We start from the raw sequence: 25467 nt of genomic DNA on the forward strand, positions 1-25467 counted from the left end.
GCCATGGCGGAGACGAGCGGTGAGGCAGGCAGCGGTGAGGGCGGTTCGAGGGACGATTTCGTCCACCTCCACGTCCACACCGATTACTCCATGCTCGACGGCGCGGGCAAGGTCAAGGACTATGTCGCCGAGGCCAAACGGCTGGGACAGCCGGCTCTGGCGATCACCGACCACGGCTACATGTTCGGCGCCTACGAGTTCTACGAGGCGGCCACCAAGGCCGGCATCAAGCCGATCATCGGGGTCGAGGCCTATATGACCCCGGGGACATCCCGCTTCGACAAGACCCGTGTCTTCTGGGGGGACGAGTCTCAGCGGAGCGATGACGTCTCGGCGCGCGGCTCCTACACGCACATGACGCTGCTCTCGCGCACTAACGAGGGCCTGCACAACCTCATGCGCATGGACTCCTACGCCTCCCTGGAGGGTCAGTGGGGCAAGGCCCCGCGCATCGACCGCGAGCTGCTCTCCCGCTATTCCGCAGGCCTGATCGGCTCCACCGGCTGCCCCTCCTCCGAGGTTCAGACGCGTCTGCGGCTCGGTCAATGGGACGAGGCGCTGCGGGCCGCCGGTGAGCTGCAGGACATCTTCGGTCGGGAGTTCTTCTACGTCGAGCTCATGGACCACGGCCTGGAGATCGAGCGCCGCGTCACCAAGGACCTGCTGCGCCTGGCCGAGGAGATCGGGGCGCCGCTGCTGGCCACCAACGACTCCCATTATGTGCGCCCCGAGGACCGGACTATTCAGGACGCGATGCTGTGCATCAACTCCGGCTCAGTGCTGACCGACCCCGACCGCTTCAAGTTCGACGGGGACACCTACTACCTGAGGCCCGGACGGGAGATGCGCGAGCTCTTCTCCGAGATGCCTGGGGCATGCGACAACACTCTCCTGGTCGCCGAGCAATGCGATGTTCACTTCGCCACCGTCGATGAGGGCGCCTCCTTCATGCCGGCCTTCCCCGTCCCCGAGGGGGAGACGATGGAGTCCTGGTTCATCGCCGAGTGCTGGAAGGGGATGGACCGTCGCTTCCACGGAGACATTCCCGAGGATTGCCGCAAGCAGGCGGAGTACGAGATCGGCGTCATCGTCCAGATGGGCTTCCCCGGATACTTCCTGGTCGTGGCCGACTACATCAACTGGGCCAAGTCCCAGGGCATCCGCGTGGGTCCGGGGCGCGGGTCGGGGGCCGGCTCCATGGTCGCCTACGCCATGGGCATCACCGAGCTCAACCCGCTGAACCACGGGCTCATCTTCGAGCGCTTCCTCAATCCCGAGCGCATCTCCATGCCCGATATCGATGTCGACTTCGACGAGCGCCGGCGCGACGAGGTCATCGAGTACGTCAAGCACAAGTACGGCTCGGACAAGATCAGCCAGGTCGTCACCTACGGCGTCATCAAGGCCAAGCAGTCCTTGAAGGACTCCAGCCGCGTCATGGGCTACCCCTATGCGGTGGGGGACCGGCTCACCAAGGCCATGCCCCCGACCATCATGGGCAAGGACATCTCCATCAAGGGCATGTTCAACCCCGAGGATGAGCGCTACAGCGAGGCTCAGCAGTTCCGCGAGCTGCACGCCGAGGACACCGATGCCCAGAAGATCGTCGAGCTCGCCGGCGGACTGGAGGGCATGACGCGGCAGTGGGGCGTGCACGCCTGCGCGGTCATCATGTCCTCGGCCACGCTGACCGACATCATCCCCATGATGCAGCGCCTGCAGGACGGCGCCTACATCACCCAGTTCGACTACCCGACTTGCGAGCACCTGGGCCTGCTCAAGATGGACTTCCTGGGGCTGCGCAACCTCACGGTCATCTCGGACGCCCTGGAGGGCATCGTTGCCAACGGCAAGGAGAAGCTCGATATCGATCATATCGAGCTGGACGACCGGGCCACCTATGAGCTGCTCTCCCGCGGCGAGACCCTCGGCGTCTTCCAGCTCGACGGCGGTGGCATGCGCACGCTGCTGCGCCTGATGAAGCCCGACAACTTCGAGGACATCTCCGCCGTCGGCGCCCTGTACCGTCCCGGCCCCATGGGTGCGGAGTCCCACACGAACTACGCCCTGCGCAAGAACGGCCTGCAGGAGATCACTCCCATCCACCCCGAGCTCAAGGAGGCGCTTGAGCCCATCCTGGGGACGACCCACGGCCTGATCGTCTACCAGGAGCAGGTCATGAAGATCGCCACCGACTTGGCGGGCTTCTCCATGGGCAAGGCCGATGCGCTGCGCAAGGCCATGGGCAAGAAGAAGATGGACATCCTGAACAAGATGTTCGTCGAGTTCGAGGCCGGCATGGTGGCCAATGGCTTCTCCAAGGAGAGCGTCAAGACCCTGTGGGACGTGGTGGTCCCCTTCGCCAAGTACGCCTTCAACAAGGCCCACTCCGCCGCCTACGGCGTGGTGTCCTACTGGACGGCCTACCTCAAGGCGCACTATCCCACCGAGTACATGGCGGCCCTGCTGACCTCCCAGAAGGACAACAAGGACAAACTGGCCGTCTACCTCGGAGAATGCCGCCATATGGGCATCACGGTCCTGCCTCCGGACGTCAATGCGTCGCGCGCCCAGTTCTCCGCTGATGGCGAGGACATCCGGTTCGGCCTGGCCGCCATCCGCAATGTCGGCCTCAATGTCGTCGATGCGATCGTGACAGCTCGAGAGGACAAGGGCGACTTCACCAGTTTCGAGGACTTCCTCGACAAGGTTCCGGCTGTGGTCTGCAACAAGCGCACCATCGACTCCTTGATCAAGGCCGGCGCCTTCGACACCCTGGGCAGGACCCGGCGCGCACTGCAGGCCTGCCATGAGGACTTCGTCGATGAGATCATCGGCGTCAAGCGCAACGAGGCCGCCGGCCAGTTCGACTTGTTCGCCTCCATGATGGGCGGCGACGGCGGGGGCCTGGGGGGCGCCGATGATGCCGCGTCGCCGTTCGGCTCGGGCCCGGTCTTCTCCTCCGAGGTGCCGGATCTGCCCGAGTGGGACAAGAAGGACAAGCTCGCATATGAGCGGGACATGCTGGGCCTGTACGTCTCCGATCACCCTCTGCTGGGGCTCGAGGGCGTGCTGGGCAAGCTCGCGGATACCGAGATCGCCGACCTGGTCGAGGACGAGGAGCGCCCCGACGGCGCCATGGTGACGATCGCCGGGCTCATCACGGGCCTGACCCGCAAGACCACGAAGCAGGGGAACCTGTGGGCCATCGCTCAGATCGAGGATCTGGGCGGAAGCATTGAGGCCCTCTTCTTCCCGAGTACCTATCAGACGGTGTCGACAATGCTGGCGCCGGATACGGTGGTCACCGTGCGGGGGCGCCTCAACCGGCGGGACGGTCAGGTGGCCCTCTACGCCCAGGAGCTGACGCTTCCGGACGTCTCCAGCGCCGCCCATGAGGCCGTCACCATTACCCTGCCGACGAACCGCTGCACCGCTCCACTGGTCGAGAGGTTCAAATCCGTGCTCGAGAATCACCCGGGCATGTCCACGGTGCGTCTCAATCTGACCAGCCCCGGCCGGGAGGTGCGCACGCAGCTGGACTCCTCGTTGCGGGTCGAGGCGAGCGCCGCCTTCTACTCCGACATCAAGGCGCTGCTCGGACCGGGCTGTCTGCGGCCCTGAAGACGTCCGGTCCTTGGGACTCCCGAGTGCCTTGGGAGCCCTATGGGAGCCCTTGAGAGCACTGACCGTTCTGCCGTTCATCCGCTCATCCGGCTGTCGCGACTGCGGTCGTGCGCGCTCCTTCCCTCCTCCTCCCGATCCGATTGTGATCGGATTGTGACCCGACGTGGTCGGCCGGTTACCGGGGGGAGCTTCAGTCCTGCTTGACGACGGCGCCCACGGCGCCGGACGGCAGGTTCACCACGACGAGATCGCCGTCGTCGAGCGCATGACCGCGGCGGGCGTCCACCTGGCCGTTGACGGTGACATCACCGGATTGGATCGCTACGCGCGCCTCGGCGCCGTCCTCGACGAGGCCCGCGAGTTTGAGGAACTGGCCGAGCTTGATCCGACCGCGCACGGGCACAGTCGAGTAAGGAACTCGTAAGGTCATGGGCCTATTCTTCCAGTCCCGGCGCCGTGCCCCTGATCTTGAGAGATGCGTCGCATGCCGCGCGATACTGCGTGCCGCTACGTGTACGAACGCACTGTGTGAGATATGCGGTCGCGTTCGCGGGGCTATAACGGTACGGTAAACAAGGTTTTGAGCAACCTGCAGGAGGAGAACCAGCGTGCGTCGCAGTACAGCCATTGTCATCGCCGTGCTCGCCCTCATCATGCTTCCACTGACGCTTCCGCTGACGACTTCGACAGCCGAGGCCCAGCCCGCTGACGGAGTCATCCATGTGTCCGCCTCGGCCGCTCAAGGCGGCGACGGATCCGCGGACAAGCCGTACGCCACCATCGCGGAGGCGCTCAAAGACGCTCAGGCGGGAGCGACGATCGAGGTCGGGGACGGTACCTACCGCGAGGGCGAACTCTCGGTGGACAAGAGCGTCACCATCCGTGCGGCCCAGGGGGCGGCCCCGGTGCTCTCCGGCGCCGAGGTCCCCACCTCCTGGTCGGCCTCCGGGGGCTCAGGGGGCAGCGGGGGCGCCGGGACATGGTCGACCTCCGCGGACATGGTCCGCTTCTGCACCGTGTGCACCACCAATGCCGATCCGTCCGCCGAGGGCATGGCGGCCCACCCCGAGCAGGTCTTCGTCGACGGCAAGCCGCTGACCCAGGTCGCCTCGCGAGCGGAAGTCACGGATTCGACCTTCTACGTCGATGACAGTGACCCGATCACCATGAAGGAGCCCGGGAACAATCGGGCCGGGTTCAACGCCAAGCCGCACAGGGGCGCCAGCTATGTGATCGGCGTCGACCCCAGCCAGCACACGGTCGAGGTCGCTCAGCACTCGCGTGCGTTGTCCCTGCTGTCCGACAACATCACTCTCAGCGGTCTGACAGTCGAGAAGTACTCTCCGGTTCAGGAATGGAACTACACGGATCCTGAGATCGGCGGCAATACGGGCGGCGTCATGGTGTTCGCCTCCGGTACCGGACTGAATGTGACTGGCAACACTTTCAGGTACTCGGGTGCTGGTTCGGCGTTGGGCATCACCAACGCTCATGACGTGACCGTGTCCGACAACCGCCTAGTGGACAACAGCGGCGTCGGCATGGGGATCAACCGCTCTTCTAATGTCACTGTCGAGAACAACCTCTGGTCGGGTAACAACAGCAAGGGCTTCATCACAACGGGCTGCGGGGCGTACTGCGCCATGTCCGATACGAAGGTGACGCACTCGGAGAACGTGCGCTATGCGTACAACACCGTCGACTATTCCCAGTCGGGCACGGACCATTCGGAACTGTCCTCGTGGACGAACAATCGGCAGGCGGCCATCTGGTTTGACGAGGGCGTCCTGAACTCCAGTGTTCTGGCCTCGCACTTCGTCAATGTGCCGACGGCGGTCTTCGTCGAGGTCTCGAAGGGCAATACGGTTGCCTCCAACCTCGTTGAGGGTGCCGGCGTCGGTATTCAGGTCGCGGGCTCGGAGGGCACCCGAGTGTGGAACAACACGGTGACGCATGCGCTGACGAGCATTTCGGTTTATGAGGACGAGCGCTCCAATGGCTGCAATGCACGCAGCAGTGATGGGTCCTGCACCTCGACTGAGCGCTGGTCGGCGGAGCACGGCCTGACATGGGACACCTCGGACACGAGCATCTACAACAACATCCTGTCTTCCGAACAGGTACCCACCGATGGCGATGCGTGGCGGTACTCGGCCATGGTGCAGGTCACGGGGGCCAAGAATGCTGACGGCTCGAAGGCCTTGTACGCCAACGACATGATCTCCGGCATCGACTACAACGTCTACTACCGTCAGCCCACCAGCCAGCCCTCGACCACGGTCCTGTGGCAGTACGGAGCCGATCGCAAGTCTCAGAGCATCAACGCCGTCTCTTTGACCGACTTCTCCAGCAGTCCGAACGTGAGCGTCTCGAGCAAGGAGTCCAACGGGGTGGACCTGCAGGGCGCTCGAGACGCCAATCCGGTCCTGGTGAGCGAATCGGCTGATCCCACCGCCTGGAAAACCTCTGACCTGCACGTCAAGCCCGGCGGCCCCGCGGCAGGCACTGGCACGCCGTTGCCCCAGGACGTCGCCGATGCGCTCGGGCTCAGTGCGGGTGGTGCAGTCGATCGCGGCGCCCTGGTCAACGCCGCTTGGCGGGATGGCTCCCAGAACCAGAGCGCCCCGACTGCTGCGCAGAGCGCTGCGCCGTCCTCTCAGCCCGACGGCAAGGCTGACGCATCTGAGACATCCCAGACGGCCGAGACATCCCAGACAGCCGCCGCCGAGCAGCCGACGCAGGGTGTCCTCACACCCTCCGGGGCCGACGGCGTCGCGGTGTCGCAGGATGGGCAGAACGGATCGCTGCGGCAACCCGCTGCTTCCGGCGACAAATCCCTGACGCTGAAGCAGATCGCCGGTCGCACCGCTGCCGGCCTGGGCGTGACTGCGACGATCGTGAGTGCGGCCGTCTATCTGTTCCGCGCGCGGCTGTTCTAGGGCTCGGTCTTGCTCGTTGCGGTTCTCACCCGGGGGCTGTGCGATGCAGAGGAATGGTGATGACGTCCACGCAGCGAGCCGACTCGGCACAGGTCGCGCAGGGTGAGGCCGGAGACGACTCGAAGGCCTTCTCACAGGCCTTGGCCCTGGTCGTCGGCGAGCGCTATCCGGTCGGGGAGCGGATGGTTACCGTCACGCCTCATCTCGCGGAGGCGACCGTGCGTGCCCGGGAGGTGCTGATCGATGTGGCGGCGCACCGCGAAGTCATCACCTACGGCGAGCTCAGTGAGGCGATCGATGGTCTCGTCTTGCCTCGGCACATGGGCCCGCTGCTCCACATGCTCGGTCATGACTGCCGTCTGCGCGATGAGCCGCTCCTGCCGGCGCTCGTCGTCAGTGCCGCCACGGGTGAGGTCGGCACGTCCGACAGCGCCTGGGCCTCTCCGGCTCGGCGGGCCTGCTGGATGCGATGGAGGTTGTGAAGGTCATGATGCAGCCAACCGGGCGCCATCGCCTCATAACGAGTTGGAAACGAACTAGCGAGGGCGATGGCATTCTTTTCCGTGTCGTGGTAAATTTAACTCGCTTTTTATCCATTTGTCCCTGTGAGAAATGCACAACATGACATGTTCAGTTGTGCATCTCGATTGGTGATGGCGGTATGACATTCGAGGAACTTCTCAAGCTCACTCGCCGGCAGGTTGTTGCCATTGCCGTTGGTCTTCTTGCGGCTCTCCTGCTGTCTCTTGTGGCGGCCTTATTGACTCCCGTCTCGTACAAGGCGTCCGCGGATGCTTATGTTCGCGTCGCAGTGCAAACGGACTCGGCTCTGCCGCAGCAGACGGACTCCTACTTCGCGGCTTCTCAGATCGCTGCGAAGAAGACCGAGGCACTCGTCCCCGTGTTCACGTCTGAAGTTGTGGCGCAGGCGGTCATCGATTCCCTGGGACTCGACATGAACTCGACTGAATTGGCCCGGTCCCTGTCGGTGACCAACAAGACCAACACGTTGACGATCAACGTCACCGCGACCGCGCCGACCGCCTCTGAGGCTCGAAGTATTGCTGATGAGACCGTGCGTCAATCTGGAGAGCAGGTCAAGCTCCTGGAGGGAGAGGACTCGCCGGTCGAGGTCGTGCTGATGTCGCCCTCGAGCGTATCCGGCACGACCCGTTCGCCCTCGATTCTGACGTATCTCGGCGTCGGCCTCGTGGGTGGCGTTCTGCTCGGCTATGCGCTCGCGCTCGGGCGTGAGGCATGGGATAAGCGCATCCGCTCCGCGGCGGATGTCGCCAACATCATTGATCGGCCTGTTCTCGGCGTCATTCCCGTGTCTCATGCCATTGCAGATGGACAAGTGACGACGGATGGCGGTTCCGGAGCGGAGGAGGCATTCCGCAAACTGCGCACTAATATGCGCTATGCCAATGTTGATAAGGGCGTCCGCACGTTCGTGGTGACGTCGGGAGTGCAAGGCGATGGCAAGTCCACCGTCGCCTGCAATCTGGCCCGCGTCATGGCGCTGGCGGGCCGATCGGTCGTTCTCATCGATGGTGATCTGCGCCGTCACAGGTCCCACGATGACTCCAAAGCCGGCCGTCGTCGTCCTGGATTGACTCAGCTTCTTGTTGGAGCGACCTCCCTCGACAGTGTGCTCGTGCAAACCGCGGTGCCCGGTTTGCAGATCATTCCCGCAGGTGATCCTCCCCCCAATCCATCTGAGCTTCTCGGCTCCGAGCGCATGTCGGACCTCGTGGGTTACCTCGCGTCATCTCATGTCGTGATCATTGATGCGCCGGCAGCGCTGCCGGTCACCGATGCGGTGGCTCTTGGCGCGCACACGGATGGGGTCCTTCTGGTGGTCCGCGCTGGCCATACCACGGACGAGCAGTTGGAGCAGGTGACCGAGGCGATTCGCCAAGGGGGCGGGTCCGTGTTCGGTGTTGTTCTCAATCAGACGCCATCATCGGATCGTCGTCGCGTTGAGATCGGAGAAGCGGCTACTGCTCCGCTCTCTACGTCCCCCGTGCGAGCTTCCTCTCGTCAGGGGGCCGAGCCGACGGGGCAGCGCGCGGTCGGGTGGTCCGCGGGTGCGGCCGCCGCCGGACAGATGCCCGTCAGGGCCAGGTGAGTTCACATCTGGCGCCTAATGAACATGTCGAACCCACGGCAGAAATCTCCGGATTCGCACATCGCTTGTTCCAAGAGCAGCGTTTCCCGTTTCCGATCGGTTGGCAACCGATATCGCGTTCGCTTTTTCGACGGGGCGTGCTGCACTTCTTGTGCTCAGCATGAACCTGGAATGAGCGCCGGTCTTTGGCGAGAATATGCGGCTCGGCGCGGTCCGCCGAGTCAGGGAAAGGCGACGAAGAAACTCGAAAGATGGTGCGGGCGCTTGATCGCCACGTCGATGCGCGTGACCGCCGAACCTCTTCATCAGTGCCGCAGCTCTCCCTGAGGTCGCCGCTCTGCGCTGCCTCGACGCCCTTTTTAACCCTGGAAAGACCATGTCTCGCACCTACACCGCTCCCTATGACGCATCGAATATCTCCGGCGCCCGCGTCATAACTGGATTTCAGCACTCGCTCCGCGTTGGCGACTTCATCATCATTTCTTTCGGCATTATGGCCAGTCACCTCGTGGGGCTTGATGGTGAAGGGGCTCTGATCGCTCCGAATGCCGGCCATGCCCTGCCCAACGACATGTCGCTTGATATCGCCGTTGGCATCAGTTGGTGGTTTCTGCTGACGGCCATGAGTTCGTACCGTGAACGTATTCTCGGGTATGGGCCCGACGAGTACCATCGCGTGCTTCAGGCGTCCGCCGTCGAATTCGGGAGTCTCACTGTGCTGGCCTTCCTGACCGACGCGCAACTGCCCGGGGCCTACTTCCTAGTCACCCTTCCCGGCGGTGTCGCGCTGCTTCTGGCCTGGCGCTGGGTCGCGCGTCAATACTTTGTGAGGGCTAGAAGAAGGGGCGCCTTCACGCAGCCTGCGTTCGTTATCGGCTCATATAGGTCAGTCTCGGCGGTGATTGCGACCATCAGTCGGCGTCCCGAGCTCGGTCTGAACCCCTGCGGCGCCTTTCTCTCAGATGACGAACCGCCGCGCCTTGAGGAGACGCACCTGCCCGTCCCCGTTATTGGAGGCGTTGAGAATATCGACGAGGCCATGGACGGGGCGGACGGGATCGCCTTGCTGGTCGCTCCAGCCTCGGGGCTCACCTCGCGGGCCCTGCGCAGGATCGGCTGCTCTCTGGGAGCCACGAGCCGGCTCATGGTGGTCCACTCTGTTCTTGACGCGTCCGTTTCGAGCCGTCATCTGCGATCAATCGGCGGCATGGCTCTGCACGAGATCCAGTTCGGCACGTTCGGCAGAGTGAGGCTGAGCATGAAAAGGCTGATCGATATTCTGGTGTCCACTCTGCTGATCGTCCTTCTGATCCCGATGTGGATCGTCATACCGGCGATCATCTGGTGCGACGACCGCGGACCGGCCTTCTTCCGTCAGACCAGGGTCGGCAGGAATGGCCGGGAGTTCAGAATATGGAAGTTCCGTACAATGCGCGTGAACGCCGATGCCGAACTCACTACCCTGCTCAGCCAGCAGGGGGCGGGCGACAAGCCCCTGTTCAAAGTGGCCGGAGATCCCCGCATCACCAGGATCGGTCAATGGCTGCGACGCACGTCATTGGACGAGTTCCCGCAGTTGTTCAACGTCTTCGAGGGCTCGATGAGCCTGGTGGGGCCGAGGCCCCAGGTGCCCAAGGAGGTTGAGCTGTACGACGAGAATGCTGCGCGTCGGCTGCTGGTCAAACCTGGGATGACGGGGCTGTGGCAGGTCAATGGACGATCCTCGCTGAGCTGGGAAGAAGCACTCCGTTTCGACTTGTTCTACGTGGAGAACTGGACATTCCTCATGGACCTGGTCATCCTGCTCAGGACCGTCAAGGTCGTCCTCGCCCAGGAGGGCTCCGCCTGATCCCGTCGTATGCAGCCGCTCAGTGCCGCCTGACGTCGAGGCCGTGCAGTCCTCGGAGAAGCGCTCAGCACCGGACGGGTCCTCAATCTTTGTAAGCCCTCGTAGTCAGTGGTCGTCAGGCAGCGTCAGCGACTATCGGGGAGCGTCAGTGATTACTGTCCGGTGAGCTTCACGCGGATCCGGTGCGCCCACGTACTCCAGCGCCGCGGCGTCGCCATCTGGCCGATGGCCCTGAGAAGCCCGTAAACCGCCATCGGGTGCCCGTCGAAGTGCTTGAGGAGGATCCTGCAACGGGAAACCAGCTGCGTCCTGCGCTTCTTATCGGAAATGCCGCCGTCGCCGGTCCGGCAGCGCACGAGGGATTGCGGGATGTTTGCAGCGTCTGCCTGCTTGAGCATCTGCGCGAAGAGGGCATAGTCCTCGGCCGCCGGGTAGGCCGTCGGATAGCCGCCGGCATGGTCATAAGCCTCTCTGCGGAAGATCGCTGCGGGATGGGTGATGGCGCAGTTGACTCGCATGCGCTTGCGAACCGCAGTCGGATCGACTGGTTGCTCCAGCCGGTAGAGGAAGGAGCCGTCGGGCGAGACGAAGTCCACCCACGAGCCCACCAAGACGATATCGGGATGCCTGGAGAGGAAGTCCCGCTGCGTGGAGAAGCGCTCTGGATGGCAGGTGTCACCGCAATCGAGACGCGCGATGAACGCGAAATCCGCGGGTGCGCTTGAAATCCCGGTGCGCAGCGCCACGGTGATCCCGCTGTTCTTCTCCAACTCGATAAGCCGGACCGGCGTGTCTGCGACCTTTGGGGGAATGAAGTCCCGCGCAGGGTGCTGTTGCGATCCGTCATCGACGACGATGATCAAGTCGGTCCGCCTCATTCTCACGCTCGTCAGAGACACGACAAGGTCATCACCCGCCTCGTAGTAGGGGATCACCAGGCAGATTCTGTCTGTAATCCCAGTACCCCCCAGACTCCCTGTACGCCCAGTACTCCTGCCGGCGGCACGGTCCGCAGACTGCATCATGCCGCCAGGGCCTTCGAATACAGCATGGTCAGGGCGTCGGTGAGCCGCTGCGGAGAGTAGGCGCGCAGAAGGGGCGTGTTCCGGGCTCTGGCGTCGGCGAGTGCGTCGGCGGATCCGAGCATGTCGGTGACAAGCGCTGCGACGCCCCGGGGGGTCGACGACATGAGAAGGTCAGTGTGCTCCACGGCGGCGATCCGTCGGGCGACGATCGGGGCCCGGCAGGCGGCTGCGTCCAGAATGCTCAATGGAAACCCCTCGTAACGGGCCGAATGGACGTAGACGGATCCGCGGAGAAGCTCCTCCACTCCGGATGGACTCAACCAGCCTGTCACACGGATTCTCGCCTCAGTCAGTAGCCGACGCAGGTCGCCGTCGCCATCGCCGATCCATACGGCCTCAAGGGGCACGTCGTCCTTTCTGAGTTCAGCGACCACATCGGCGAAGAATTTCGGGTCCTTCTGCGGAGCGATCCTTCCCACCATCGCCACGCGCCGGACATCGATCGGCCCGGAGTCCGATTGCCCTGGCGGTGTTGGCGATGGTGTCGGCATTGTCGGCATTGTCGGTATGTTCGGGATCTCGACAGCCGGTAAACGCCGTGACATCGTTCTTACAACGGCGCGTTCATGGGGGGACAGGATTCCGATGGCCGCCGTCCTGGCCATGAGAAGGCGCTCGGCGAGCCGGAATGCACCGCTTACCGGGCGTCGAAGGGATGGGTCGTCGAACTTGAAGCAGTGCGGCTCGTACACCACCGGCCGACCGAATACGCCGACCCGTGCATACACTCCGGCCCAACTCGAATGCGCATGGACGATATCTGGATTCACCTGCCGTGTTGTGAGGGTTGTCGCCCTGATGCGAGACAGGTCGGATGCCGGGAGCTCGGTCGTGGATGCCCACTGGGAACTCGCCGGCGTCTCCTCGCCGGTCCACAGGAGGTGGTGCTCCGCTTGCGGCAGTGCCTGCGCTCTCAGCTTGACGGCCCTGCCAACACCGGCCCCGAAGCACTCGGTGACATGGAGAATCCTCAGCGGTCGTTTCGTGCCGTCGGCCTCCCGGACCAGGCCGGGGGCCAGTACTGTCGCCCTCATGAGAAAAAATCACCTCCACATCCGGCCGTCGCCGAGGCGCCGGACCGCATTATCCGAATCTCCGGATCCACTGATCGAAGTCGTAGTGCTCCAGCAGCTCTTGACTCGCGGGCGGGGAGTCTACCCGCATGAAATCCTCGATCCTCTCGATATCGAGATGATCGAGGGTGAGGACCCGGCCCGGATCGTAGAGGGGCTCTGACGATATCTCGTCGGAGAAGCTTAATATTTTCTTGCCCATCATGAAGGCTTCGATCGGGCGCAGGGACATCCCGTTCTGGCCGGCCTGGGGGAGCTCGACAATCGCGCGAGACCTCCCCGTCAGCCGGAGAATCTCCTCGTATGGAATCGGATTGATCGGCTCTAGGAGGGGGTATGAGGATATTTCTTCCTTGCTGAGGCCGGTGACGCGGAAACAGAAGCTGAATCCATGGTCCCTGAGACTCTCCGCCAGTCGAGACAGGCTGCGGGCTCGCCCCTTGTTGGTGCCGACGAAAAGAAAGTCGTAGTCATCCTCGGAGCGGAAACGGGCGATCTCTCTGAAAGAATAGTTCGTATTGTACTTGAGTCCGAATCGGTCGCAGTCATGGCGGTCGAACGACCATGACTCGCAGACATCGGACGGCAGCTTCGCCGGGTCGGTGCCCGGGCCGGATGGGTTCCAGTACCAGCAGATGATGCGTTTCTTGGGCCAGCGCGAGCGAATATACCGGGTGGCTGGAATCGTGAGATCGGCACCCTCGATCAGTACGATGTCGGCATCGTCGACCAGGTGCTCCCAGGGCTCGAACCAGATAGATTCCTTGGGCAGCCGTGTCCGGAAGTGAATGCGTCTGGCTACCCGCATGAGGAGATGCGGCTGCGGCTTCAGAGAGTGCGCGACGAAAACGCCGCGGTCGATGAGACGGCTGCTGTAGTAGTCGTCTCCTGCGAAGAAACCTGCGTTGAGTATGAGCGTTCTAGTCATCGAGCGGCGTCAGTCCTCCGATGAGGGATTGGTTGGTGCGGCTTGAGTGCGTGGTCGGATGTGCGTCTCCCATGTGTCTTCTCGATCGACCGATGGCGAGAGCGGAGAAGGCGATCTTCGTGGCATTGGCGGTTGCTGCAGCCGTCGTCCCCGCCCAGAGCGCCGGCGCGTTCGCCAAATAGCATACGAGAATGCATACCACTGTGAAGGTCAGTGACCATGCGACCACCAGGAATTGATTACGGTACTCGTTGAGCGCCAGCAGACCTGCATTGAGCACGTAGGTGCCGGGGTCGAGAATGGCGGCTGCGGTCAGGGCCGCGATGAGCCAGGGCGAGAATGTGAAACTGTGGCCGTACACGGATTCAAGCAGGAATGGCCCGATGAGGAATGCCAGGGTCGAGAGCAGAATGCCGACCAGGCCGATTCGGATAGTGGTCTGTTTGAGGCGGTGCAGCAGCGGTTGGAATCCTTGATCTGAGGCAATGGATTGGTACTCTCCGATGAACATCGAGTTGAGTGACGAACCCAGGAGCGATCCGAGCGTCAGAATGTATGCCGCAGCTGCGAATCGGCCGACGTCGGCGTTATCGCCCAGGGCGGCGACGGTCCAGGTCGGGATATTCGTGATGATGACGGCCAGCATCTGGGCGAATGCGATGGGAGCGGAGATCCTGAGCAGGGCTCGGGCCGATTCGGATGTTCTTCCGGCGGCGGGCTCCGATGCGGGGCGGCGCTTCAGAACGATGATCGCCAGGATCATCGTGACCGTCGATCCCACTGATGAGCCGAAGACGATCATGGATGCGTTGGTGCACAGCGCCGCCATCAGGACGGACATGAGTGCGGAGACAAGGCCGTTGGCGATCATGATCAGGCCGTACGGAGCAAGGGCCTGCTGGCGTTGCAGAGGTCCGTAGAGGAGATCGGTGATGCCGTCGGTCACTTTCATGACCAGGACCGCCCACAGCATCGTCGGGTCGGCCTGCGTCCATGCGCCGATCCCGATAAGCAGGAGAGCCGCCGCACCCAGAAGAAGTATCCGGAGTTTCAGATAGAGGGCGAAGGAGTAGTTCCGCCTCAGGGTGATGAGGGTGTTCCTGAGCCCCCAGCCGGCCGCGATGAACAATGGGGTCGAGTAGGCCAGAAGCGCCGCGAACACTCCGGATTGCGCAACGCTTCCGTAGCGCGCGAGCAGCCAGAAGACGAACCATTGCGATATCGGTGCGATGAAGGTTCCGGCCAGAACGAGGGAGCGTGCTCCTGCTTTGGAGCTCATCGCTCCACCCGGTGAGTCTGCTTCTGCTGCTCCGCCATTCCCGGGCATCTACTGCCTCTACGGGGGGAGCGAGTCACCGCGCGTCTCCTGTGCGCCGGTGCGGCGTCGAGGAATGGGGCGCTCCAGAGGCGGAAAAGCGGGCCGCTGCAGGGAGAGGCGGTCGTCATGACAGGGTCCATTCGTAAGGAATCAGGTCTCCGTAGTGGGTGAGACTGATGAAGAAGTATGTGATGATGCCGAGCCAGAGCACTATATGTCGAGCCCGGGATCCATGAGCGAGCAGGAAGCAGATGAACATCGGCAGAGACGCCACGAAGTACAGCGTGACTCTGTCGAGAACGGCGAGTTGGAGCCCCACCACCTGTGCGCCTAGACCGAGGGAGTAGAAGCGGGTGGCGCAGCGGAGCTCGTTGGGCAGCTCTGTGGACTGGAGGAACCAGACGACCATGAGCATGAGGGCGAGGTGGATGAGGCGGCCCCGCCCGGACCCCATGTTCTGGTCCAGGTAGGAGCCGTACTTGTCGCCGACCAGGTCCGTCAGGAAGGTCGCGAGTGCGGTGCTGATGAGCAGGAGCGCAAGAAAAACTCCCCCGGACAGCAGCACAATACGGATATTGAATGTATTGCGCTGCTGGAAACGGCGCGACAGGATAAAAGCCGGCAGGACGATCAGGGTTGAGCTGTGGATGAGGGCGGCTGTGAGGAGGAATACCCATCCGAAACGGTGGCCCCGCAGGATGAGTGCCACGCCGAAGACGAATATCGATATCGCCATCGCCTGCCTCATGCCGTTGAACTGGAAGAGGTAGAGGCCGGAAACGGCGTAGGCGCTGATCGCCGGGAGCATCTTGGGGGAGATCATCCGGATCGCCTCGTACTGCAGGCCGTTGGTGACCAGGGCCGTGATGGCCAGGAACCAGTGCGTGCTCAGGCCGAAAGACCTCCAGATGAACTCCCACAGGGCGTATCCCGGTTCCACGATCGCCTGTTGCAGGGTATTGCTCCATGAGCTGGAGTCGATGGTGATGTTGTACATCGCCACGTACATCACCGTGTCGGTTCCCACATGCCAGGCGCGAAAACCCGGAGCGGCCGCAAGAACGACGATGCAGGCGCAATCGATGCCGCGCTGCACCATGGAGATCCTGCGCGGCTGTCCGTCTGTGGTGTCGAGAGCAGCCCGGAACAGCTGAAGGAGAATCGTGGCGACAATGGTCGCGAGATAGATGATCACTGGTTCCTCTGGATGGTCGCGGGCCGATCAAGGAGGAGGATGGAGGTGCGGCCGCCTGCGGCGCCGGCTCGGGGCCCTCGACATCGCGCGATGCCGATGGGGCGACGCCGGGAAGCGATGCCGCCCGGCTCTGCGGACGTTGATAGTCGGTGGGCATGTGTCCTTCTCGCAGGGTTGTTCCGGTGGAACGCGGACGCGCTTAGAAGGCCGGCTCTGGGGCGGGTGACGGAGCACCAGGCTGCCACGGCGGTGACGCGTGGGTGACAGGCGGGTGGCATGCGATGGCAGGGCGCTCGTCGACGGGCCTGATCAGAGGCGACGTGATGTCAGGGCAGCGGAATGCATCTCGGAAGTATATCGTCGGCTGCGCTTGTGCGGCGATCGGCCCGACCGGGGGCGTCGGGCAGGTCGTCGTCGACGCTCTGGATGCTGTGGATTCTGTGGATGCTGCAGACGCCGTGCACACTGTGAGCGCCGGCGCCTACGCCTTCCCCCGATGCCCGATCCCCGCCAGCGCTGTGCTGCGCCCCAGAGATCGCAGGTCTGCGGCGCGCCGCGGCTGGGAGTCGCTACCCGCAGGGAGTCCATGGATCTTCGCCTCCCATTCGGCCGGGACCGCGGCGGCGCCGAGGTAGCTGCCCGCCACGGCGCCGGCGATTGCGGCCACGGTGTCCGAGTCGTCGCTGGAACGCACTGCCCGGGCCAGAATGAGCCGCATCCATGTGCTGGCCAGCTCTGGCCGACTGGCGCGGAGGGCGACGCGAGCGTTCGGAGCCGCATGATTGGCGGCGATGAAGGACAGACAGGCCTTCCCCAGGGCGTCCACGGTGAACCCGTCGGTGGGAGGGAGTCCGGACCAGTTCCAGTTCCCGGGGTCGTAGGTGCCGCCGTCGAAGAGGTCGTGCCAGTAGCGCCGTCGTTCCTGACTCGTCTGCCCGAGGGCGGCGAGGGCGGCGAGCGGATTGGCTCCGTTGAAGGGCATGTTCTCCCAAGCCGGTGAGGTGACATTAGCGCGGATCATCTCGGCCTGAATGACGCAGGAATCGGCCGCCAGGGGATCGGCGTGCGTGAGCGAAGCCACGGCGCGTGCCGCTGCTGCCGTGGTGCGCGGGTCGTGCAGGCGGGTCAGTCCCACGATGCCGTTGCGCATGAGCGCGCCGTTTCCAGCGCTGCGTCCGCCCGAGGTCTCGTGGTAGTCCAGCGCAGCCTGACGCATCCTCTCCGAGACGCCGGGCTCGCCGCGGTGATGGGCGACGGCTTTCAGGATCGCGCGCGTCTGAATGCCGATGTCGGAGGCCGTCGAGGCGTACCAGTCGATGAAGCCGTCCGCGATGGCGTCCAGAGCCGGCCTGCTCGTCAAGTCCGCACCGGTAGCCGCTACCCGGGCGACGATCACTGACATCTGGGTGTCGTCGCTCCACTCTCCGGGTGCGTAGGGGCCCAGTCCTCCGCCTTGCATGAAGCCCTCGCTCGCCTCGGCTCCGCAGCCGGAGTCAGTGGGGGAGTGTCCGAGTTCCCAGGGCACGCCGAGTGCGTCGCCGCAGGCCTGAACCAGGAGGACGCCTTCGGCGCGGTCGAGCTGAGAGGGGGACAGCGCCGCGAGAGCACCTGTAGTTCCTGTGGTCATGCCGGCAGCCTACGTCTCAGTCTCACTGCTGTTCACTACTTCACTACTGCGCCCAACCGTGCTCAACCGTGCTCAACTGCGGCTCAGCGGGGCCCTGACCGCTCGGCTGGTCGGAGTCCCCTGCTGAGCAGCTGAACATCGCCTGTGAGCTAACCCATGGAGCTGGCGTGACCTTTTCGTTACATTTGACGCATGCTTCCAGTTAGCATGAAGATGTATGGCGTCCGGCTGTTCTGAATACGGCCTGGCGTCCCTGTGCGAGAGTCACGGCGTCCTAACTTGGCGCGCCGCTCTCCGTTTATCACCGAGTGCCGATTGGCAACAACATGTATATCCCTGAATTCATCGACGCAGGACGCGTGCTGTCAGGCTCCGCCCAACAGCACCTCGATCTGATCCCCCGGCTGCTTCTGGACGCCGCTGGGGTGGCTTTCGTGGTCATCATCCTGCTCTTCATCGGGTTGAACCTCTACGGCGTCATCTACCGCGCGCGCCCTCTGCGCGGTGCTGCCTACCGGCCGCGCCATGCACGGCCCCGGCCCCTTCGCGGAGCCGCTTCCTACGATCAGCGGCGCTTCCTGGGCGCCGGCCCTCACCACCTGACTGCGGGGAAATCATGAACACCCTCTTCCTGATCGATCTGATCGATCGCATCGCCTGGTTCGGTGCATTGGGAATGGTCATCGTGGCTCTCGTCTACGCCCTGACCCTCCTCGTCATCTCCCGACGCCGGCCCCGTCGCTCAGCCGACGAACAGCAAGTCGCCTTCGATCCCGGTATGCACATAATCGTTCTCATGCCGTGCCTCAACGAGGCCGAGGTCATCGCCGCCTCTGTGCAGCGCCTGCTCGACATCAACGATCCCGGGCTGCATGTCATGGTCGTCGATGACGGCAGCGATGACGGAACCGGTGATGTCGTCGAGTCGATCGGGGATCCTCGGGCCGAAGTACTGCGACGCATTCTGCCCAACGCCCGCAAGGGCAAGGGTGAGGCCCTCAACAACGCCCTCGCCGTCGTCCGTCAGCGCTTCTCCGGCTTCGATCCGAACTCGATCATCATCGGCGTGGTCGATGCCGATGGTCGCCTGGACCCCCATGCGATCGCCGAAGCGCGCCGGGCGTTCGCCTCGGCGGAGGTCGGCGCCGTGCAGATGGGGGTGCGGATCAACAACCGCTTCAACTCGCTGCTGGCCCGCATGCAGGACATGGAGTTCGTCGTATTCACCTCTGTCTTCCAAGAGGGGCGCAGGCATCTGGGCAGTGTCGGGATGGGCGGGAACGCCCAGTTCGCCCGCCTGTCCGCGCTCAACGCCCTGGGGCGCAAGCCGTGGACGCGCTCGCTCACCGAGGACTTCGATCTGGGAGTGCGCCTCAACGGCGCCGGCTGGACCAATGAGTACTGGGGCAGGGCTGCTGTTCATCAGCAGGGCGTGACCAATAGCCGTCGCCTGCTGCGTCAGCGCACCCGATGGTTTCAGGGCAATCTCCAATCTGCTCACCTCCTGGGGAAAGTCGCGCGTGAGCAGCGCGGACTGTCCCGGGCGGACTCCTTGTGGCAGATCCTCACGCCCTCGGTGCTCCTGGCGGGATCCTTCCTGGCCGCCTCGTTCCTGTCCGCTCTCGCTCTGACGATCGTCGCCGCAGTGCGCGGTGTGCCTCAGTCCTGGCTCTGGGTTCTGAGCGCCTACCTTCTGGCGTTCGGCCCGGGCCTCATCTTCGGGTTGCTGTACTGGCGCGTTGAGCGCAGCGAGGGGCTGGGTCTGCTGCGCACCTTCGTATATTCGCACCTGTTCGTCCTCTATGGGCTCATGCCCTGCCTCATAGGCTGGCGAGCACTGGCTCGACAGGTCACCGGCCGCACCGGTTGGGCCAAGACGGCGCGCGAGACCGAGTCGGAGGAGGAGCAGCCCGCTGTGCTGTCCGCTCTGCCTGGGGCCGCGGCCGGCGTGCCGGGATCCGTTCCGGCTCTGCCGGGGGCGCAGCCTCTGCCCGGCCCGGTCGACACCCTGGTTCCGGCGTGGCGGACGGCAGTCGTGAAGGCGGCCGGATGAGAGGGGTGAGCAAGTGGGTACTCCGTCTGACTCGACGACGCATCGTCATCGCGGTTCTTGTTGGCGCGCTCGTTCTGAGTGGAGCCGTCGCCACTGTTGTCTACGCCATGACTGATCGCTGCGAGTGGACGACGGTCCACCACGGGTATGGAAAGGTCTCCTGCACCCGGGGGACCGTGCGTCTGAGTCCGAAGACATCCACCAGCTCCGACGAGACGCACGCCGCTCTTGCGACGGTTGACGGCGTCAATATCGAGGAGAACGCCACGCAGACGATCTCGGCCACTATGCGCACCGACACCCAGCTGCGCACAGGGGATGATCCCAATCCCTGGGAGGTCGCCTGGTTCTTGTGGAACTACACGGATGACCAGCACTTCTACGCGGTCGTCCTCAAACCCAACGGCTGGGAGATCAGCAAGGAGGATCCGGCTTACCCCGGGGCTCAGCGCTTTCTCGCCTCGGGGGACTCTCCCACCTTCCCGATCGGCAGCGCCTTCGACATCACGGTGACGATCACCACTGCAGAGGATGCCGTGACCATGACGGTGAGTGTGGGCGGGGCTGAACTCGCGACCGTCACCGATCGCGAGAGTCCGTACCCGTCCGGGGCCGTTGCGGCCTACACAGAGGATGCCACCATCACCGTCGGCCCGGTCGCGGTGGAGTCCGGGCCCGTGCCCAACTGAGAGTAACAACCGACTACAAGAAGAGATGATCCCATGACTGCGCCTGACACGTCTCTGACCGCCATGCTCATCTACGGCACTCGTCCCGAGGCCATTAAGATGGCGCCCCTCGTGAGGGCAATGAGAGACGATGATCGATTCCGGCCTATTGTCGTGGTGACCGGCCAGCACCGCGAGATGCTTGATCAGGTCAACGACTTCTTCGGCATCACTCCCGATGTTGATCTCGACATCCATGCTCCCGGACAGTCCCTGACTCAGGTGACCACGAGGACGCTCACGGGCGTGGGGGAGCAGATCGAGGCGCTTTCGCCCGATGTCATCCTCGCCCAGGGGGACACCACCTCCGCTTTCGCAGCAGGGCTGGCCGCGTTCTACCACGAGGTGCCCGTCGCGCACGTCGAGGCCGGCCTGCGCACCGGCTCCATCGCCTCGCCCTTCCCGGAGGAGGCCAATCGACGCCTGCTCGGCCAGATCACCTCGCTGCACTTGTGCCCGACCGGGCGCAGTCGGGACAATCTTCTGCGGGAGGCTTTCGATCCGACCACAATCCTGGTCACTGGCAACACGGTGATCGACGCCCTTCTCGATGCGGTCACCCGACCGGTGCCGCCGAGTGATCCGGCGCTGGCGGAGGCGCTGTCCGAACCGGACCGACGGGTCGTCCTGGTCACTGCGCACCGGCGGGAGTCGTGGGGCGAGCCGATGGAGCGCATAGGGCGTGCCATCGCGCGTCTGGCGCAGAGTCACCCGGACACCCTCTTCGTCCTGCCGGCTCATCGCAACCCGCGTGTGCGCGAGGCGCTCCTGCCGAATATCGCCGGCTGTGACAACGTCGTGATCACGGAGCCCCTCGAGTACGGCCAGTTCTGCACCCTCATGAATCGGGCGGACGTCGTGCTCACCGATTCCGGCGGCGTTCAGGAGGAGGCGCCCGCCCTGTCCAAACCGGTCCTGGTCATGCGTGAGAACACTGAGCGCCCCGAGGCGATCGCTTTCGGAGTCGCTCGTCTTGTGGGCACCGACGAGGAACGGATCGTGACGGAGGTCTCCCGTCTCTTGGACGATGCGGAGGCCTACGGCGCCATGGCCAGGGCGGCCAATCCGTATGGCGACGGCCGAGCCGCTGCCCGTATCCTGGCCGCGCTGGCGGCGGCCTTCGGCCGTGGCGAGCGTCTGCCCGATTTCGATCCGGCCGGTCGCTGAGCTCCCCTGCAACTGCGCGCGGACGGACGACAGGCGGGCCCGTTCGCTCCGGCTAGCATGTCCGTGTGCTGACTCGAATCGACCTGCGTGACCAGGATCTGTCCGCCCGCGAGCTCGCCGAGGCCCTGCCTCGCGCCCGCCTGGACGTCGCCACCGCCCTGGCCGCGGTGACGCCCGTCATCGAGGATGTGCGGGTTCGAGGCGCTGCTGCTGTGCGTGATGCTGCTGAGCGCTTCGACGCCGTGCGTCCGGAGCATCTGCGCGTACCCGCAGCGGCCATCAAGGCGGCTCTGGCCGACCTTGACCCGGCGGTGCGTGAGGGCCTCGAGCTGTGCATTGCGCACAACCGCGCCGGTCATGCCGCCCAGCTCCCCGCCGAGGCCGTGACCGAGGTCGTCCCGGGAGGACGGATCACGCAGCGGTGGATCCCGGTGCGCCGAGTCGGGTTGTATGTCCCCGGAGGGCTCGCGGTCTACCCGAGCTCGGTCGTCATGAACGCGGTGGCCGCGCAGGTCGCCGGTGTTGAGCAGATCGCGCTCGCCTCTCCGCCGCAGGCCGCTCACCATGGTCTGCCCCACCCCACGATCCTGGCGGCGTGCGCTCTGCTGGAGGTCACGGAGGTCTACGCGGCCGGAGGGGCCCAGGCGATCGCCATGCTGGCCTATGGCATCCAGGCGGATGAGGCTGTTGATCGAGCCGATCTCGCGGGGGCAGCAGGTTCCGGAGGCATGCTGTGCGAGCCAGTCGACGTCGTGACAGGACCCGGAAATATCTATGTGGCGGCAGCAAAACGAGCTGTGCGCGGTGTGGTCGGTATAGATGCGGAGGCCGGGCCCACTGAGATCGCCATCCTCGCCGACGAGGGCGCGGACCCCGAGTATGCGGCCGCCGATCTGCTTTCCCAGGCCGAGCACGATCCGAATGCCGGGAGTGTGCTGATCACGGATTCTCCGGTCCTGGCCGACGCCGTCGATGCGGCGCTGGTGCGCCGTCTGGGGCAGACCAAGCATGCCGAGCGGGCCGGTACCGCCCTGAGCGGGAAGCAGTCCGGGATCGTCCTGGTGCGCGACCTCGAGCAGGGCATCGCCGTCGCCGACGCCTATGCGGCCGAGCACCTGGAGATCCATACGGCTCGTGCGCCTGAGGTCGCGCGTCGCATCCGCAGTGCTGGGGCGATCTTCGTCGGCCCCTACAGCCCCGTGCCGTTGGGGGACTATCTGGCGGGCTCCAACCATGTGCTGCCCACTGGTGGCACGGCGCGCTTCAGTTCGGGGTTGAGTGTGATGGCCTATCTCAAGGCAGTCCAACTCGTCCACTATGACGCCGCGGCGCTGAAGGCGCTGAGTGAACCGCTCGCAGCCCTGGCGGACTGCGAAGACCTGCCGGCACACGCTGAGGCTGCTCGAGCTCGTCAGGACTGAATGAGCCGTATGAGCTGAATTATTGGATTCTCTCCTGTTGGGAGGCCGGTAGATCCGTTGCGGACGCCGGCCCAGAAGTGTGCTCGCCGCGTTGCCCGATTTCATTGTGAGTCAGCTATGTGTGCGCTGTGACACATACAAGAGATGTCGTGCATGATAGCGTCGTTATCGGATCGTGACCTTGGGTGTATTGACGTTCACTTCTAAGGCTGTTTGTCCCTGTATGCGCAGTCTCTGAACGCACACGTTTCTCGATCGTCCGGCCACTGTGCCGGCACCTGGGACGCAGCAACTCATGAAGAGGACGAGCTGACATCGGAGTGCAGGATCCTTCACAACTGATAGCGAACCCTGATGGAGGTACACCATGTCCCTTCCTTTCCCTGACAGATCATGGACTCGACGCAAGTTCCCCATGCTGGCGATGTGCATTGCGGCTCTCGCCCTGGCGGTGCCGGGCGCACGCGCGATGCCTGCAGCCGTGCCCGTCGTCGCCGAGCCGGCGCCGGCGGCGGCACCCGCAGATCTCGCCGGCGATGTCGCCGATGCGGCCGCTGTCGGAGTGCCGGCTCCCGACGCCGCTAAGCAGGAGGCCCTGCCTCTCGCTCTCGATCCGGACGCGCAGGTGAACCTCAATGAGCCTGCCGATCAAGCCGGCGCCCCCGCACAGCCGCGGGACCTCGCTGCACAGGCGCCCGAGGCGCCCGCTAGTGCCCGCAGCTTCTCCAGCCAGGCCAACGGCCCGGCCAATACCCTGGTCGTGTTCGACACCGGGGGCGAATGGGGCAGGCTCGGCGAGTACTACGCGCTGGAGGCCGGCATGCTCGCCTCTCACAGCGGGGCCGTGACAACCCTGCCGGTGAACGACTATGTTGCCGGCCTCGCGGGGCGGTACACAGCGGTGGTGTACGTCGGATCCACCTATGACGGTGAGTTGCCCCAGGCGTTCCGTGACGATGTGCTGACCGGGAACGTGCCCGTGCTGTGGATGGGCTTCAATATCTGGCAGCTGGCCTCGACCCAGGCCGATCGGAACGCCTTCACCGCCCGTTACGGGTGGGATGCTGCGACGTCCTACATCGACGCGACCGACACGGTGGCGAAGGTGAGCTACAACGGTCAGGATCTGACCCGCAACACCTCGAACGCCGCTGGGATTCTCTCGCCTCACATCACCGACGCCGCGGCGGTCAACGTGCTCGGGCAGGCTCGCTGCTCGGGGGCCGATGGTGCGGAGACGACCTGCGCCTCCGTGTCGCAGTCGTCCGGCACGACTTTCCCGTGGGCGGTGCAGTCGGGCAACCTGACCTACATCGGTGAGATTCCCATGACCTACATGAGCGAATCTGATCGTTATCTGGCGGCTGCCGACATCATTCTCGACACTCTCCAACCAGGGGCGGCTGCTACGCGCACCGCGGCCGTCCGCATTGAGGACGTCAATCCGGACACCGATCCCGAGCAGTTGCGCGCCCAGGTCGATTACCTCATCGGTGAGCAGGTCCCCTTCCAGTTGGCCGTTGTGCCCATCTATACCAATCCTCTGGGTGTCGATAACAACGGGACTCCCGAGGGGCCAGTCGCGCTGGCCGACAGGCCTGAGCTCGTCGACGTGCTCAAGCACGCGGTTGATAACGGAGGGACCCTGGTTCAGCACGGCACGACTCACCAGTACGGAGAGCTCAACAACCCGTATTCGGCCGTGAGCACAGACGATTTCGAGTTCGTCCGCTCCTGGTGCACAGCCGCCCCTGAGCGAACCGCCGAACCCGTGCCATGCACGAAGACGACCTACGTGCAGATCGGTGGAGAACTGCCGAACATGTCGGCCGATGAGACCGCCGACCGAGTGGCCCGCGGACGCGACCTCTTCGCCCAGGCGGGCCTGCCCACTCCAACGATCTTCGAGACCCCCCACTACGCGGCCACTGACGATGCGTACCAAGGGATATCGCGGGTCTACTCCACTCGCTACGAGCGCTCTCTGTTCTACGCGGGCACGCTCACCGGCCAGCGCGGCGGTCCCTACGATTATGTCGGGCAGTTCTTCCCCTACAAAGTCAGCGACCCCTACGGGATGAACATCCTGCCGGAGAATCTGGGCAACTACGAGCCCGAGGCCTACAGCCAGCATCCGGCTCGCACCGCGCAGGACATCGTCGCCGCGGCGCAGGCGAATACGGTGCTCACCCATGCCAACGCGTCCTTCTTCTTCCACCCCTTCTATGACATCAATGCATTGAAGGATACTGTCGCCGGTATCAAGAGGGCCGGATACACCTTTGTGCCGGCGACCGACATGGGTTGAGCGAGCGTCCGTCCGGGT

At 64.3% G+C, this 25467-nt stretch carries 18 protein-coding genes and 1 pseudogene; 11 read left to right on the forward strand and 8 right to left on the reverse strand.

Annotated features, from left to right (window positions below; translation table 11 throughout):
- Window positions 1–3 precede the first annotated feature (3 nt).
- Window positions 4–3624: a DNA polymerase III subunit alpha gene (gene dnaE, locus W5W_RS0108090; RefSeq protein WP_017195049.1), complete on the forward strand. Its 3621-nt coding sequence runs from the start codon at window positions 4–6 to the stop codon at window positions 3622–3624.
- Between the two features lie 193 nt (window positions 3625–3817).
- On the opposite strand, the gene W5W_RS0108095 is transcribed toward dnaE, so the two are convergent.
- Window positions 3818–4057 (reverse strand): RNA-binding S4 domain-containing protein, encoded by a 240-nt coding sequence (locus W5W_RS0108095; protein WP_008731553.1) that lies wholly within the window; start codon window positions 4055–4057, stop codon window positions 3818–3820.
- Window positions 4058–4235: 178 nt separating this feature from the next.
- Here W5W_RS0108095 and W5W_RS0108100 point away from each other — a divergent pair, with 178 nt between their 5' ends.
- The 4 genes from W5W_RS0108100 to W5W_RS0108115 all read left to right on the forward strand — a co-directional run bounded on the left by W5W_RS0108100 (window position 4236) and on the right by W5W_RS0108115 (window position 10546).
- The gene (locus tag W5W_RS0108100; protein ID WP_008731539.1) at window positions 4236–6566 is read left to right on the forward strand and encodes a NosD domain-containing protein; all 2331 of its coding nucleotides are present in this window, start codon (window positions 4236–4238) and stop codon (window positions 6564–6566) included.
- A 59-nt stretch (window positions 6567–6625) separates the two neighbouring features.
- Window positions 6626–7048, forward strand: coding sequence for a hypothetical protein (locus W5W_RS0108105; protein WP_008731522.1), 423 nt, complete (start codon window positions 6626–6628; stop codon window positions 7046–7048).
- A 179-nt stretch (window positions 7049–7227) separates the two neighbouring features.
- Window positions 7228–8697, forward strand: coding sequence for a tyrosine-protein kinase domain-containing protein (locus W5W_RS0108110; RefSeq protein WP_008731518.1), 1470 nt, complete (start codon window positions 7228–7230; stop codon window positions 8695–8697).
- Between the two features lie 376 nt (window positions 8698–9073).
- Entirely contained in the window at window positions 9074–10546 is a 1473-nt protein-coding gene (locus W5W_RS0108115; protein WP_017195051.1) for a sugar transferase, read from the forward strand.
- A gap of 152 nt (window positions 10547–10698) precedes the next feature.
- Here the strand turns inward: W5W_RS0108115 and W5W_RS0108120 are convergent, their stop codons facing one another.
- From W5W_RS0108120 to W5W_RS0108145, 7 genes and pseudogenes are all read right to left on the reverse strand, one after another.
- Entirely contained in the window at window positions 10699–11571 is an 873-nt protein-coding gene (locus tag W5W_RS0108120) for a glycosyltransferase (protein ID WP_008731598.1), read from the reverse strand.
- Window positions 11568–12122 carry a glycosyltransferase family 4 protein gene (locus tag W5W_RS16685; RefSeq protein WP_232611657.1) on the reverse strand — a complete coding sequence of 185 codons (555 nt, stop codon included), beginning with the start codon at window positions 12120–12122 and terminating at the stop codon, window positions 11568–11570. The genes W5W_RS0108120 and W5W_RS16685 overlap by 4 nt, the downstream gene beginning before the upstream one ends.
- Window positions 12123–12158: 36 nt before the next feature.
- A pseudogene (locus tag W5W_RS16690) lies at window positions 12159–12665 on the reverse strand (glycosyltransferase); the annotation flags it as partial.
- A 49-nt stretch (window positions 12666–12714) separates the two neighbouring features.
- Entirely contained in the window at window positions 12715–13632 is a 918-nt protein-coding gene (locus W5W_RS0108130; RefSeq protein ID WP_008731603.1) for a WaaS/CpsH family glycosyltransferase, read from the reverse strand.
- Window positions 13625–14911, reverse strand: coding sequence for a lipopolysaccharide biosynthesis protein (locus tag W5W_RS0108135; protein WP_017195054.1), 1287 nt, complete (start codon window positions 14909–14911; stop codon window positions 13625–13627). Before W5W_RS0108135 ends, W5W_RS0108130 begins: the two co-directional genes overlap by 8 nt.
- Window positions 14912–15074: 163 nt before the next feature.
- On the reverse strand, window positions 15075–16145 hold the full coding sequence (locus tag W5W_RS0108140) for an EpsG family protein (RefSeq protein WP_008731552.1): 1071 nt from the start codon (window positions 16143–16145) through the stop codon (window positions 15075–15077).
- A 481-nt stretch (window positions 16146–16626) separates the two neighbouring features.
- Window positions 16627–17772 carry an ADP-ribosylglycohydrolase family protein gene (locus W5W_RS0108145; RefSeq protein WP_017195055.1) on the reverse strand — a complete coding sequence of 382 codons (1146 nt, stop codon included), beginning with the start codon at window positions 17770–17772 and terminating at the stop codon, window positions 16627–16629.
- Window positions 17773–18098: 326 nt separating this feature from the next.
- Here W5W_RS0108145 and W5W_RS0108150 point away from each other — a divergent pair, with 326 nt between their 5' ends.
- From W5W_RS0108150 to W5W_RS0108175, 6 genes are all read left to right on the forward strand, one after another.
- Complete coding sequence (locus W5W_RS0108150) at window positions 18099–18392, forward strand: hypothetical protein (RefSeq protein WP_017195056.1); 294 nt, start codon at window positions 18099–18101, stop codon at window positions 18390–18392.
- A complete protein-coding gene (locus W5W_RS0108155) occupies window positions 18389–19825 on the forward strand; it encodes a glycosyltransferase family 2 protein (RefSeq protein ID WP_017195057.1) in 1437 nt (478 codons plus the stop codon). Before W5W_RS0108150 ends, W5W_RS0108155 begins: the two co-directional genes overlap by 4 nt.
- Before the next feature lie 5 nt (window positions 19826–19830).
- Entirely contained in the window at window positions 19831–20514 is a 684-nt protein-coding gene (locus tag W5W_RS0108160) for a hypothetical protein (RefSeq protein WP_017195058.1), read from the forward strand.
- 33 nt (window positions 20515–20547) lie between these two features.
- Window positions 20548–21720 carry a non-hydrolyzing UDP-N-acetylglucosamine 2-epimerase gene (wecB, locus tag W5W_RS0108165; protein WP_008731545.1) on the forward strand — a complete coding sequence of 391 codons (1173 nt, stop codon included), beginning with the start codon at window positions 20548–20550 and terminating at the stop codon, window positions 21718–21720.
- Between the two features lie 65 nt (window positions 21721–21785).
- Window positions 21786–23141 (forward strand): histidinol dehydrogenase, encoded by a 1356-nt coding sequence (gene hisD / locus W5W_RS0108170; protein WP_008731605.1) that lies wholly within the window; start codon window positions 21786–21788, stop codon window positions 23139–23141.
- A gap of 367 nt (window positions 23142–23508) precedes the next feature.
- Window positions 23509–25449 (forward strand): DUF2334 domain-containing protein, encoded by a 1941-nt coding sequence (locus W5W_RS0108175; protein WP_029574178.1) that lies wholly within the window; start codon window positions 23509–23511, stop codon window positions 25447–25449.
- Window positions 25450–25467: the final 18 nt, after the last annotated feature.

Source organism: Actinomyces massiliensis 4401292 (genome assembly GCF_000269805.1).
Taxonomy (GTDB): domain Bacteria; phylum Actinomycetota; class Actinomycetes; order Actinomycetales; family Actinomycetaceae; genus Actinomyces; species Actinomyces massiliensis.